This window comes from Pandoraea commovens (genome assembly GCF_902459615.1).
GTDB lineage: Bacteria > Pseudomonadota > Gammaproteobacteria > Burkholderiales > Burkholderiaceae > Pandoraea > Pandoraea commovens.
Genome location: NZ_CABPSA010000007.1, coordinates 19,147 through 31,288, shown reverse-complemented (window position 1 = coordinate 31,288; position 12,142 = coordinate 19,147). Strand labels below are relative to the sequence as shown.

The following is a 12,142-nucleotide window of genomic DNA, read 5'->3' as shown; positions in this document are numbered from 1 at the left end:
TTTCTCATCGCAGTGATGCGCCGGACGGATCGATTGCTGCAAAACATGCAACGATCCGCGTACCCGAAGCGCGCTAAAATTCTGCTCTCGCTTAATTCATCTTTGAGGTCCGGCTGACGGCTGCGCCTCGTCCCCGTGCCGCATGAAGCAAGACAAGACGCTCACCGCCCTGCTATGGATTGTCGCGGCGGGCTTTTTCATGCAGGCGCTCGATACGACCATCGTCAATACGGCGCTGCCTGCCATGGCCGCGAGTCTTGGCGAGAACCCGCTGCGCATGCAGCCAGTGGTCGTCTCCTACTCGCTCACGATGGCCATGCTGACGCCCGCGTCGGGATGGCTGGCCGACCGCTTCGGTACGCGACGCGTGTACTTCGTGGCGATCCTGCTGTTCGTGCTCGGCTCGGTTGCGTGTGCGATGGCGCACACGCTGCCGCAACTCGTAGTCGCGCGGGTGCTGCAAGGCGCAGGCGGCTCGATGTTGTTGCCCATCGGGCGTCTTGCCGTGCTGCGGACATTCCCGGCTGGCGAGTACCTGGCGGCGCTCGCTTTCGTCTCGATTGCGGGGCAGGTCGGCCCGATGATCGGCCCGGTGCTGGGCGGCTGGCTGGTGCAGGTGGCGTCGTGGCACTGGATCTTCCTCATCAATGTGCCCATCGGCCTGATCGGCAGCCTCGCCGTGCGTCACTACCTGCCGCGTCCCGCGAAGGACGAAGTCATCGATACGAGTTTCGACTGGGGCGGGTTCGCCTTGCTGTCGGTGGCGATGGTGTCGTTCACGCTTGCGCTGGATCATCCGTTCTCGGCGGCTGGATGGGCGCCGTCTGCCGTCCTCGCGCTGCTTTGCGTTGCGACGACGCTCGGCTACTGGCCGTACGCTCGCCGTCGCGCTGCGCCGTTGTTCCCGCTGGAACTGTTTGAGACGCGCAGCTTCAGTCTCGGCTTGCTGGGCAATCTGGTCGCGCGCATCGGCAGCAGTGCCGTGCCGTTCCTGCTTCCGCTGCTGCTTCAGGTGGCGATGGGTTACAGCCCGCTGGCTTCGGGGTTGATGATGCTGCCGGTGGCGCTCGCCGGGATCGTCGTCAAGCGCATGGTCACGCCGCTCGTGGTGCGCTTCGGCTATACGCGTTTTCTGATGGTGAATACGGCGGTCGTCGGCGGCTCAATTGCGAGCTTCGCGCTGTTCGGGCCGGGTTGGCCGATCTGGCTGGGACTCGTGCAACTGGCGGTGTTCGGCGGGGCGAATTCGATGCAGTTCGCGGCCATGAACAGTGTGACGCTGAAGGATCTCGGCACGCGTCGTGCGAGTGCGGGCAACGGGCTGTTCTCGATGGCGCAGATGCTCGCCCTCGGGCTGGGCGTGACCATCGGTGGCCAGTTGCTGGCGCTGTTCGGTCATCTGGCGGGACAGGCAGGGGAGCTTGGCGTAGGCGGCACCGTCGCAGGCTTTCGCATGACGTTCGTGTGCGTCGGACTGATTACGCTGGCCTCTGCTCTGGTGTTCCGTCGCGTGGAAGATCCGGCGGCGGGGCCGTCGCACGACGGTGGTCAGACCCATACCGCGTCTGCCACCGATCTCAAGCGCTGAGCGTCAAACCCCCATATCAAGCTGGCTGACGCTCAGTCGCCACTTACTTCTTCACCAGCGCGCACTTCGAATCGGCCAGCGGGGCGAAGGCCTTGTCGGCCGGAATCGTCTCCAGAATCTTGTACAGATCCCATTCCGACTTCGACTCGGCAGGCGTCTTCACCTGCACCAGCAGCATGTCGTGCACCAGCTTGCCGTCGGCGCGGATCTGGCCGTTGCGAATCACGGGGTCGTCGATCTTCATCGACTTGAGTTTAGCCATCACGGCGTCCGCCTCGTCGGTGCCTGCCGCCTGAACCGCCTTCAGATAGTTGAGCACGGCCGAATACACGGCGGCCTGCATCATCGTCGGCATCTTCTTATGCTGCGCATAGAAGCGTTGTGCAAAGGCGCGCGAGCGGTCGTCCTGATCCCAATAGAACCCGTTCGTGAGGATCATGCCCTGCGCGTTCTTCAGGCCCATGCCGTGGATTTCGGTGATGAGCGAGAGCAGCGGCGTGAATACCTGTTTGCCGCCCTGAATGATGTTGAACTGCGAGGCCTGTTTGACGGTGTTGAGGGTGTCGGTGCCGGAGTTGGCCAGCGCGATCACCTGCGCGCCGGACGTCTGGGCGCGCAGCAGATAGGACGACAGGTCCGGCGAGTTCACCGGGTGCTTCACCGAGCCGACGACCTTGCCGCCCTGACGCGTCAGGATCTCGCTCGCATCTTTCTCCAGCGCCTGCCCGAACGCGTAGTCGGCGGTGATGAAGTACCACGACTTCAGACCGCGACGCAGCAACGCCTGCGAGGTCGAGTTCGCCAGCGCGTACGTGTCGTACATCCATTGCACGCTGTGCGCCGTGCATTGCTCATTGCTGATGGCGGACGATCCCGCGCCGGTCACGAGCGCGATCTTCTTCTTTTCGTCGGCAATCCGGTCGACGGCCAGCGCCACGTTCGAGAACGTGAGGTCGGTGATCATGTCGACTTTGCCCCGGTCGTACCATTCGCGGGCGATGGTCGCACCGGTGTCGGTCTTGCCTTGGGAGTCGGCGGACACCAGTTCGATGGGCACGCCGAGGACTTTGCGATCGTGCGAGAAGTCGTCGACGGCCATGGTGGCGGCAAGCACGCTGCCTTTGCCCGCGTTGTCGCTAGACACGCCAGACAGGTCGGTGAGCACGCCGATCTTCACGACTGCGTCGGAGATTGCGGCGGCTTGCGCCGGGGAAGGAAGGGCGACGAGGGAAGCAACGGCAAACGACGCGGCGACGGCAATCGTACGGCGCAAATGACCGCTAAGGCCGGTAATGCTGGGCATGGCTTGTCTCCAATGTTCGAGTTATGACGACCCGCCGCCGCCCATCTCTGCCGGAGGACGTGTGCGGCGAGTCTCGAACATCTTAAACATCACGTAATCGATTGCGCAATCCGTAATGATCGGAATCTATGCGTAATTTTTTGCCACCCAGCGCGGTCAGCGGCGAATTACCGCAGAATGCTGGCTGGGCAAGCGGCTGCGCGTGTTGTACAACTACAACCCACTGGGGCGACAAATGGTTGATTGGTCTGCTGTTGTGACGGTCTTTGGTATCTATATGGTCGCAGTGGTCATCCCCGGGCCAAACTTCGTCGCCATCACCCACAAGGCGGTCACCGGCGGCCGTGCCGATGCGCTCGCGCTCGTCGCTGGCATCGTGACGGTGAATTTGTTCTGGGCGACGTGCGCCATGCTGGGTCTCGGCGCGGTGTTCGCGGTTTTCCCGTGGCTCGCCGTCGGCGTCAAGCTGGTTGGCGCGGCGTATCTGGTCTGGTTCGGGCTGCGGCTCGTCGTGTCGGCGCGGGCGACCCCTTCGGCCGAAAGTCATCCACCGAAGGCGCTACTGTTTCGCGGCGCGTTCGTGCAAGGCATCGCCACCAATATCGCCAACCCGAAGTCCATCGCCTTCTATGCGGCGGTGTTTTCTTCGGCGGTGCCCACCCACGTATCCACGCCGACGTTCTTCGCCATGCTGGCGACCGTCGGTGCATCGGCGACGTGCTGGTACGGGGCCGTCGCGCTCGTGCTGTCGCACGCGTCGATTGCGACGGCGTATCGCCGCGTGAAGGCATGGATCGACCTGACCTGTGGCGGGCTCATGATCGCGCTGGGCATCCGACAGGCATTACGTTAATCAAGTGCCCGCTGCCGGTCGTAATCGGACTTAGCTCGCTACGGGCACGTCGTTTCGCGTGGCATCAACCGTCGTGTTTACTAGCGGTCGCCTTGAACAGCCCGAGTTGGGTCATCGCGCTCACAGCATCGTCGAAGCCGAGCTCTTCCTCGATCTGGCCGTCGATCACCCTGTACACGGATTCGCCAGTGAAGTGGAGCTTGCGGCCAGTTGCAGCGGGCAAACAGCACTCCATTTCAAAGCCATCGAATGATGGTCCCGTGTGGGTGCCCCCACCATTCCACTTCGTGATGACGTAGTCCCCTTGTGCGATCAAATCGTCTAACACGAATTTCGAGTCAGGGAACAGGGCGCGCCAGCCGGCGAGGAAGTTCTTGACCCCCTCTCGACCGCAGGCGCCCTGCTTGAGCAACGAATACTTGATTCGCATGTTCGGCGCCGCGAGTTGCTCGACCACCGAAATATCGACATTCTCGCCCCAGAAGTCCTTCATCCAGCGACGGACGACACCCTTGTTCTGCTCTTCTTTGCTCATCGGAAAGGTCCTCACAGTTGGTTTCGGAAGGATCATCGCTACTACTCGATGGCCCGAATAGCAGCATAGTCGTCGCTTCCATACGGACCGACGTTGGGTTTCGGATTTGGGACTGTGGCGCTTTAAAGTGGGTTACAAAAAAAATATTGAAATCGACCTCGTTTTATAACGCACTTGATCAGTGCGAACCAATGAAATCTCACGAATGTCCCAAAAACGCGTTTCGCGGGCGGGATGGTGGCGTTCGCTGTACTAGCATTCATTCTCATGGCAATTGAGAAATTAATGGAACTTCGAATCGCGTGAGCTCACGTGAATAAGTCGGATTTTCATAGTCCAATTTATATTGACTGACCTTTTAAAAGGATTGGGTATAGAAAGATTGTGTTGGGGATCGGCAAAAGGCAATAGTGATGAAGATCAAAATTCTCTGGATTTTGCTCGCGAAACCCTCTCGATCGGGAAATGCCCATATTGAGCCATGGCACTGCTAGAGCGCGCGGAATGGTATGACATCGCCCGATCGACGAACTGGACACCAACGTATGTCCCTGAGTCCGAGCTTTTTCCGGAAGTCATGACCGGTGATCAAGGTATTCCAATGGAAAATTGGGAAATTTATGATGAGCCGTACAAGATTTCATACCCGGAGTACGTGCGCCTCCAACGAGAAAAGGATGCCGGTGTTTACTCAGTGAGGGCGGCGTTAGAGCGTAGCCGCATGCTGGACGAAGCGGAGCCTGGCTGGTTATCGCTTGTGAAAGCGCACTACGGCTGCGCTATTTTTCTGGAGTACACCGGTTTGTGCACGAATGGGCGAATCGTCCGATTCGGGCGAGCGCCCGGCATGCGCAACATGGCAACCTTCGGTGTGCTCGATGAAATGCGGCACACGCAGTTGCAATTATATTTTTCGCACGATTATTGCCCGAAAGACCGGCAGTTCGATTGGGCGCTCAAGGCCTGCCACACGAATCAGGCGATTGCCATCGCGGTGCGCCATGGCGGTGACGATATATCGCTCGCACGTAGCGCGACAGAGGCCGCAGTGACGCTGACGTTGGCATTCGAGACGGCTTTTTCCAATCTGCAGTTCCTCGGCCTGGCCGCCGATGCAACTGAGGTCGGCGATTTCAGCTTTGCGAACTTGATCTCGAGTATTCAGACCGACGAGGCTCGCCACGCGCAGATCGGCCAGCCGGTGGTACGGATACTGATTGCCAATGGCCATAAGGCCCACGCGCAAAAACTCGTGGACGTTGCCTTCGCGCGCATGTGGCGCCAGTTCTGCTATCTATCCGGCAACTCGATGGACTATTGGACGCCGTTGGAACACCGGAAACAATCATTCAAGGAGTTTGTTCAGGAGTGGATCCTCGGGCAATTTGAACGCTCACTCCTCGAGTCTGGCCTGTCCTTGCCATGGTATTGGGATCGAATGATCGCTGAGTGCGAATATCAGCACCATGCATACCAACTTTGTACTTGGTTTTGGCGTCCGATCGTTTGGTGGAACCCGGCGGCGGGCGTAACGCATGAGTGCCGTGACTGGCTCGAGGAGAAGTATCCGGGCTGGAACGACACGTTCGGAAAAGCCTGGGACGTCATTATCGACAACCTGCTCGCCGGTAAACGCGAGTTGACATTGCCCGAGGTGATGCCGGTCGTCTGCAACATGAGCCAACTGCCGATATGCGCGATGCCGGGCAACGGATGGAACCTAAAGGACCATCCGCTTGATTACAACGGCCGTGTCTACCATTTTGGTTCGGAAATCGATCGGTGGGTTTTTCAACAAGACCCGACGCGCTATCGAGATCATCTTTCGTTGGTGGACCGGCTGCTCGCTGGCCAGATTCAGCCTCCCGATCTGAACGGTACTCTCAAGTATATGAGCATAGCCCCCGGCGAAATGGGCGATGACGCGCACAACTACGCCTGGGTCGAAGCCTACCGCGACAACCCCTACGTCAAGCAGGCTATTTGAGGTCGAAAGCAAACGGAGCGTACACATGGCGACTTTTCCCATCATTTCCAACTTTCAAGGCGACGTCGTATTGCAGCTCGTCCTTGTGGATATAGAACACACCATGGATGAAGTAGCGGCGGAGGCGGGCCATCATTCTGTTGGTCGACGGGTTGCGCCGCAACCGAGCAAGGTCATCAGGGTGAGACGGCAAGGCAGCGACGCGCTCTACCCACGTCAGGCAAAGTTGAGCGAAACGGATATCAAGCCGATGGACGCGCTCGAGTTTATTTTTTGCGACCAGTGAGTCGATTATGAAATTTGAGAAGGTTTGCTCCTTCGATGACTTCTGGGAGGGCGATCTGATCGATGTCACGGTGCAAGGCCACGTGATTATTCTGGTCTGGCCGGAAGGGTCGACGCCGCGCGCTTTCCAGGGAATCTGCCCTCACCAGGGTTTCCGACTCGCAGGGGGGCAATTCGACGGTCGCACTTTGAAATGTCCGGCCCATCAATGGACTTTCGACGCTAATACCGGCAAAGGCATCAATCCCGACGATTGCCAGCTTGCCGAATACACGCTCAAGCTCGACGGCGATGACGTTCTGGTGGCTGTCGATGGTATTGAGCCCCGATTTTCTCATTCCTGAACCTGGATAGGACCCCGTCATGACTATCGACAAAGCGAGCAGCCCAAAGCGCAACAATTGGGTCGGGCCGGTACTTCGGGCCAGCGACATCACGGCCGGAATCATCGAGGCTGCGCGTGAAGACAATCCAGGCAAAACGATTCGCGTCGATGACAGAGGCGCCTACGTACGGATCGGCGCCGAGGTGGAGTTGATCCTGCGCCGCAGCACTGTGGAGGCGGCCCTTGGCCGTCCATTCCGAATGGCGGAACTGGAAGTCAATCTCGGCTCGTTTGCAGGCAACATCGAGACAAACGACGATCATGTCCGCTTCTATTACAAAAAAACGCTTTAAGGAGAAGCAAGAATGGAACATTCCGAAGTCCTGAAGCCTTTGAAGACCTGGAGTCATTTGGCGGAACGGCGACGCAAACCGAGCGAATACGAGGTCGTTTCGACCAACCTCATCTTCACCCTTGCCAACCCCGAGGCGCCGTTTGAGCTGGACTCAAACATTGACACGGCGCAGTGGTTCAAGCGGTATCGCAACGCGGGCGCATTGACGCATCCGAACTGGGGGGCATTTCGAGATCCGGACGAGACCGTCTATCGCACCTACAACCTGTTGCAGGATGGGCAGGAGACCTACGTTTATGGGCTGCTGGATCAGTTCTCAACCCGAGGTCACGATGCCTTGCTGGCGCATCCGTGGGCCGAGACGTTGGCGCGACTCTATACGCCGGCGCGCTTCCTATTTCACGCGCTGCAGATGGGGGCCGGCTATTTGGCCCATATCGCCCCCGCGTCGACCATCGCGAACTGTGCAGTTTTCCAGATGGCCGACTCTTTTCGTTGGGTGACGCACACCGCCTATCGGACTAAGGAGTTGTCGTACACGTTCAAGGATCTCGGTTTCGGTCGCGACGAGCGCCGGTATTGGGAGCAGGATCTCGCGTGGCAGGGCTGGCGTCGGCTTATCGAGCAGGCGCTCGTCGCCTGGGATTGGGGCGAAAGCTTCGTGGCGCTGAACCTGGTCGTTCGGCCTGCGGTAGAAGAAGCGGTGTTGCGCGGCCTTGGGCAAGCCGGCAGAAATAACGGGGATACCCTGTTGGGTTTGTTGACCGATGCTCAACTGGCCGATGCCCAGCGACAGCATCGCTGGGCTGTGAAGCTGGTGGCAATGGCGCTGGAGCAGGAGACAAACCGCGCCGTCATTGCTGGGTGGCTGGACAAATGGGTATCTATGGCCGATGAGGCCATCGAGGCCTACTGCGCGGCGCTCCCCGATGTACCGGGCGCGGGCGTGGAGGCGAGCGTCGCAACGCGCAACTTCAGGCGCTCGATCGGCTTCTGAGGGCCAGAAGGCCGGGATTGAACACGGCTTCGGATGAGCCACGACCGTGAGGCGCGGGATAAAGCTGGTGGCAGCCGCCGCGCAGACGCAGAACGGCTACCGATTTCACAACGGCTTCCTAGTTCTGGCAGCGGGGCGTTGCACCCTGTGCGCTGGTGGCGATGGCGTTGCCGATGCCGTCCGCAAGACGGTCGACGAGCTTGCGCTGCGCCGCAACAACGTCTGCGATACCCGACGCGGCGGGCTCCGTCCCCGAGAAGCGGCACGTCAGCACGATATCGCCCGGTACTTTTCGCACGCTCCAGACGGCCGTGAGCGCCGCTTGTTCGCCCGGCGTCGATTCGAACCGCTGGACCGACGTCGACACGCGATAGACCGCAAGCCCGTCGGCACGGGGCAAGCCATAGACGTCCATCGCGCCCAGACGCTGTGTCAGATCGCGAGAGATCGTCGACGTCAGCTCGGTCTTGAGTGGGGCAGCCCAGCGGGATTCCTCGAGAATATCGACGCGTCCGCCACCACGGGTGACGACGATCTGCGGCCGGTCGACCTGTTCGGGCACGGCCACGGGCGACACTTCCAAAGCGTACGGTGTTGCCGGAGCTGCCGCGCCGGTAGTGGCGTTGGCGTTCGCGGCGGCGCTACCTGTCCCGGCACCCGCATCCGTCAGCGTATAGAACGTGGACGACGGCGAGGCACAGCCGGTAAGCGCCAGCACGAGGGCTGCCACAGCGGCGAGTCCTGCTTTCCCGGCTATCGCGGGCAGGGCAGAGATGTCGCCGTCCATCGGCGTTGCACGCAGGCGCGGGCTACGGGTCATGTCGGTCGGCCTCGTCATGGTTGCGGGTCCTTCGGTTTGCCGCGCAGCAACGCTTCGGGATGTTGCTGCAAGTAGTCGGCGAGGGTGTTAAGGGAGCGCAGCGTCTTCGTCAGTTCCTGCATGGCCTGACGGACGTCCTGCTGCACAGGCGCGTCTTCGGAGAGCGTGCGCTCGGCCGCGCCGAAGCTCTTCTTCGCTTCGCCCAGCGTGGCCTTGGCTTCCGGCGCGATCTCGCCGTCGAGCTGACGGAACAGCCCTTGTGCGCTATCCATCGTCTTGTCGAGCTTGCGCAGCGTCGAGTCCAGATTCTGGCCGATGCTGTCGAACGGAATCTTGTCGAGCTTGCTGGCAATGTCGGCGATCTGAAGCTGCAACTGGTCGAGCGTATTGGGCACCGTCGGCATGGTCAGCACGTCGTCGACCATCTCGGCCTTGGCGGGCTTCGCGTTCGGGAAGAAGTCGAGCGCCACGTACAGCTGGCCGGTCAGCAGATTGCCGGTGCGCAGCTGGCCGCGCAGGCCGCGCTGCACGAGGGCGTCGAGAATCCGGTGACTGTTCAGTTCCGTCGGCGGCACGCTGTTCTTCGGATCGCGACGGCGCAGACGATCCGGATAGACGTCGACCGTCACCGGCATGTTGATCTGCTTTGTGGCCTGATCGAACTCCACGCCGATCGACGTCACTTCACCCAGCGTGATACCCCGGAAGTCGACCGGTGCACCGACAACCAGCCCGCGCAGCGACTGCTGGAAGCGGAACACCACCCGCACCGGGTGCGTGTCGGGGGCCTTCATGGCGGTGGCTTCGTCGGGGGCCAGACGGAATTCCTGCCCGGCCTTGGCCATGACGCCAGCGCCCGAGTCGCTCGGGGCCTGGAAGGCGATGCCGCCGATGACGACCGACGCGAGCGACTGCGTATTGACCTGGAAGCCGCTCGAATCGAGTCGCAGATCGATGCCGCTGGCGTGCCAGAAGCGCGTATTGGACCCCACGTACTGGTCATAGGGGGCCTGCACGAACACGCGCAGCGTCACGCCCTTGCCGTCCGAATCGAGCGCGAACGCTTCGACCTGACCGACCTGAATGCGGCGGTAGTAAATCGGCGAGCCGATGTCGAGCGAGCCGATATCGCTCGCGTGCAGCACGAACTGCTTGCCCGGCTGGCCGCTTGAGACGACCGGCGGCACTTCCAGTCCGACAAAGTGGTTCGCGGAGTCCTTGGCCTTGCCGGCGTCTGCACCGATGTAGGCCCCGGAGAGCAGCGTCGACAAGCCGGAGACGCTGCCACCCGCCACACGCGGGCGCACGACCCACCAGCGCGAATCCTTCACGGCGAAGTTCTTCGCGTTCTTGGTGAGGTCGACGGTGACACGCACATGCGAGAGGTCTTCCGACAGTTCGATGCTCTTGACCGTGCCGATATCGACTTCCTTGTACTTGACCTTGGTCTTGCCCGCTTCGAGTCCCTCGGCCGTCTTGAAGTCGATGGTCACGCTCGGACCGCGCTCAATGAGCACCTTGGCCACCAGCGACAGCCCGATCACGGCGGCGACCAGCGGAATCAGCCAGACGAGCGAGGGCGCCCAACGCTTGCGCGGTTCGATGGCCGGCGTCGGCAGATTGCCCGCCCCGGGCGGTGGCACGGCTTTCGGGTCTTGCGAGTCTTTCGGGTCAGTCATGATCGTCCTGTTCGGTATCGTCGTCGCGGATCTGATCCCAGATCAGGCGAGGGTCGAACTGCATGGAGGCCACCATCGTGAGCACGACCACGGAGCCGAAAGCCACGATGCCCGGACCGGCCTGAATCACGGCCAGCGACTGAATGTTCACGAGCGCCACCATCAGCGCGACGACGAAGACGTCGAGCATGGACCAGCGTCCAATGAACTCGACCATGTGATACAGCTTGGTGCGTTGGTGCGGTTTCCAGCGGGTGCCGCGCTGCGCGGTAAAGCACAGCAGCGATAAGGCAATGAGCTTGAGCATCGGGACGAGAATGCTCGCTGTGAAGACGACGATGGCCAGATCGTACTCGCCACTCGTCCAGAAATAGATCACGCCGCTCATGATCGTGTCGCTGGAGTTACCTAGCAGCGAGCGCGTCTGCATCATGGGCAGGACGTTGGCGGGAATGTACAGGATCGCCGCCGCGATCAGCAAGGCCCAGGTGCGCGTGAGGCTGTCGACTTTGCGCTGATGAAGCACCGCGCCGCATCGCGGGCAACGCTCCTTTTCGACGGTTTGCACTTCGCGCGACAGACGCCCGCAGACGTGGCAGGCGACCAGTCCCGCCGCTTTGGCCGAGAGATATTTCATCGCGTCACCGTCCGGGATTCGCTGGCCTTCTGCGCCTTCAGCGCTTCCACCGCCGGGTCCGGCGTGCGGTCGATCACGATCCACAGATTGCGCAGATCGTACGACAGCACCAGCGCGAGCAACATCGTCAGCGCGCCGAACGCCCACAGCGCAATGCCCGGCAACACGCTCGCCATGGCCGAGAGTTTGACCAGCGAAACCAGTACCCCGAGCATGAACACTTCGATCATGCCCCAGGGGCGGCAGAACTCGATGGCGCGCATTACCTGGAAGACCGCATAGGGCCGTCGGCCGATCGAAAGCGGTGCAACCAAATGGATCAGCGCGAGCAGTTGCGACAGGGGAAACAATACAGTCGTGGCGAACACGAGCAGCGCGACGAGCCACATGCCCTCGCGATACAACGCCCAGGCGGCACCCACGAGCGTCGTCTCGGTATAAATGCCCTGCACCTCGATCTCGACGATGGGGAACGCGTTGGCGATGGCGAACACGATCACGCACGTCAGACTGAGCGCGAGCACGCGCGACAGGCGCAGGTCGGGGGAGCGGTAAAGAACCGAGTGGCAACGCACGCAGCGAGCGGTCTCGCGCGGCGGCAGGTCCATGCGACGGTGGAGCGTGTCGCAATTCGGACATGCGATCAGGTTCGTCACGTCATCTTCAGGGGGCAATGTGTCCATTACCGGGGACGGTGACCAAAGTGACGCTCAGAATACCAAAATGTCAAGGAAGTTCCCATGTAATCAGCCGCAATGGCGCTCAACGCAATATGCGG

General features: G+C 61.0%; 13 protein-coding genes. 7 read left to right on the top strand and 6 right to left on the bottom strand.

Features of this window, described 5'->3' with window-relative positions:
* Positions 1-142 precede the first annotated feature (142 nt).
* Positions 143-1,588 (top strand): multidrug transporter subunit MdtD, encoded by a 1,446-nt coding sequence (mdtD, locus tag PCO31010_RS18965; RefSeq protein ID WP_150665644.1) that lies wholly within the window; start codon positions 143-145, stop codon positions 1,586-1,588.
* 43 nt (positions 1,589-1,631) lie between these two features.
* Here mdtD and PCO31010_RS18960 read toward each other — a convergent pair whose 3' ends face one another.
* Positions 1,632-2,891, bottom strand: a complete 1,260-nt coding sequence (locus PCO31010_RS18960) for an ABC transporter substrate-binding protein (RefSeq protein WP_150665643.1) — start codon at positions 2,889-2,891, stop codon at positions 1,632-1,634.
* A gap of 235 nt (positions 2,892-3,126) precedes the next feature.
* Here PCO31010_RS18960 and PCO31010_RS18955 point away from each other — a divergent pair, with 235 nt between their 5' ends.
* A complete protein-coding gene (locus PCO31010_RS18955) occupies positions 3,127-3,744 on the top strand; it encodes a LysE family translocator (protein ID WP_150665642.1) in 618 nt (205 codons plus the stop codon).
* A gap of 64 nt (positions 3,745-3,808) precedes the next feature.
* On the opposite strand, the gene PCO31010_RS18950 is transcribed toward PCO31010_RS18955, so the two are convergent.
* Positions 3,809-4,279: an ester cyclase gene (locus tag PCO31010_RS18950; RefSeq protein ID WP_150665641.1), complete on the bottom strand. Its 471-nt coding sequence runs from the start codon at positions 4,277-4,279 to the stop codon at positions 3,809-3,811.
* Between the two features lie 481 nt (positions 4,280-4,760).
* Here PCO31010_RS18950 and PCO31010_RS18945 point away from each other — a divergent pair, with 481 nt between their 5' ends.
* From PCO31010_RS18945 to PCO31010_RS18925, 5 genes are read left to right on the top strand one after another with little or no spacing between them, the layout of a single operon-like run.
* Positions 4,761-6,266, top strand: coding sequence for a ferritin family protein (locus tag PCO31010_RS18945; protein ID WP_150665640.1), 1,506 nt, complete (start codon positions 4,761-4,763; stop codon positions 6,264-6,266).
* Positions 6,267-6,291: 25 nt separating this feature from the next.
* Complete coding sequence (locus PCO31010_RS18940; RefSeq protein ID WP_150665639.1) at positions 6,292-6,552, top strand: toluene-4-monooxygenase system B family protein; 261 nt, start codon at positions 6,292-6,294, stop codon at positions 6,550-6,552.
* Between the two features lie 7 nt (positions 6,553-6,559).
* On the top strand, positions 6,560-6,895 hold the full coding sequence (locus PCO31010_RS18935; RefSeq protein WP_150665638.1) for a monooxygenase system ferredoxin subunit: 336 nt from the start codon (positions 6,560-6,562) through the stop codon (positions 6,893-6,895).
* Between the two features lie 19 nt (positions 6,896-6,914).
* The gene (locus tag PCO31010_RS18930) at positions 6,915-7,229 is read left to right on the top strand and encodes an MmoB/DmpM family protein (protein WP_150665637.1); all 315 of its coding nucleotides are present in this window, start codon (positions 6,915-6,917) and stop codon (positions 7,227-7,229) included.
* A 12-nt stretch (positions 7,230-7,241) separates the two neighbouring features.
* Positions 7,242-8,228: an aromatic/alkene monooxygenase hydroxylase subunit beta gene (locus tag PCO31010_RS18925; RefSeq protein ID WP_150665636.1), complete on the top strand. Its 987-nt coding sequence runs from the start codon at positions 7,242-7,244 to the stop codon at positions 8,226-8,228.
* 118 nt (positions 8,229-8,346) lie between these two features.
* On the opposite strand, the gene PCO31010_RS18920 is transcribed toward PCO31010_RS18925, so the two are convergent.
* The 4 genes from PCO31010_RS18920 to PCO31010_RS18905 are packed head-to-tail and all read right to left on the bottom strand — an operon-like array spanning position 8,347 to position 12,020.
* A complete protein-coding gene (locus PCO31010_RS18920) occupies positions 8,347-9,066 on the bottom strand; it encodes a PqiC family protein (protein ID WP_150665635.1) in 720 nt (239 codons plus the stop codon).
* Complete coding sequence (locus PCO31010_RS18915; RefSeq protein ID WP_150665634.1) at positions 9,063-10,727, bottom strand: PqiB family protein; 1,665 nt, start codon at positions 10,725-10,727, stop codon at positions 9,063-9,065. The genes PCO31010_RS18920 and PCO31010_RS18915 overlap by 4 nt, the downstream gene beginning before the upstream one ends.
* A complete protein-coding gene (locus PCO31010_RS18910; protein ID WP_046291353.1) occupies positions 10,720-11,364 on the bottom strand; it encodes a paraquat-inducible protein A in 645 nt (214 codons plus the stop codon). The genes PCO31010_RS18915 and PCO31010_RS18910 overlap by 8 nt, the downstream gene beginning before the upstream one ends.
* The gene (locus tag PCO31010_RS18905; protein WP_246184682.1) at positions 11,361-12,020 is read right to left on the bottom strand and encodes a paraquat-inducible protein A; all 660 of its coding nucleotides are present in this window, start codon (positions 12,018-12,020) and stop codon (positions 11,361-11,363) included. Before PCO31010_RS18905 ends, PCO31010_RS18910 begins: the two co-directional genes overlap by 4 nt.
* Between the last annotated feature and the right edge of the window lie 122 nt (positions 12,021-12,142).

Coding starts and splice junctions, on each gene's coding strand:
- mdtD (WP_150665644.1), top strand. CDS start 143: ATGAAGCAAGACAAGACGCTCACCGCCCTGCTATGGATTGTCGCGGCG.
- PCO31010_RS18960 (WP_150665643.1), bottom strand. CDS start 2,891: ATGCCCAGCATTACCGGCCTTAGCGGTCATTTGCGCCGTACGATTGCC.
- PCO31010_RS18955 (WP_150665642.1), top strand. CDS start 3,127: ATGGTTGATTGGTCTGCTGTTGTGACGGTCTTTGGTATCTATATGGTC.
- PCO31010_RS18950 (WP_150665641.1), bottom strand. CDS start 4,279: ATGAGCAAAGAAGAGCAGAACAAGGGTGTCGTCCGTCGCTGGATGAAG.
- PCO31010_RS18945 (WP_150665640.1), top strand. CDS start 4,761: ATGGCACTGCTAGAGCGCGCGGAATGGTATGACATCGCCCGATCGACG.
- PCO31010_RS18940 (WP_150665639.1), top strand. CDS start 6,292: ATGGCGACTTTTCCCATCATTTCCAACTTTCAAGGCGACGTCGTATTG.
- PCO31010_RS18935 (WP_150665638.1), top strand. CDS start 6,560: ATGAAATTTGAGAAGGTTTGCTCCTTCGATGACTTCTGGGAGGGCGAT.
- PCO31010_RS18930 (WP_150665637.1), top strand. CDS start 6,915: ATGACTATCGACAAAGCGAGCAGCCCAAAGCGCAACAATTGGGTCGGG.
- PCO31010_RS18925 (WP_150665636.1), top strand. CDS start 7,242: ATGGAACATTCCGAAGTCCTGAAGCCTTTGAAGACCTGGAGTCATTTG.
- PCO31010_RS18920 (WP_150665635.1), bottom strand. CDS start 9,066: ATGACGAGGCCGACCGACATGACCCGTAGCCCGCGCCTGCGTGCAACG.
- PCO31010_RS18915 (WP_150665634.1), bottom strand. CDS start 10,727: ATGACTGACCCGAAAGACTCGCAAGACCCGAAAGCCGTGCCACCGCCC.
- PCO31010_RS18910 (WP_046291353.1), bottom strand. CDS start 11,364: ATGAAATATCTCTCGGCCAAAGCGGCGGGACTGGTCGCCTGCCACGTC.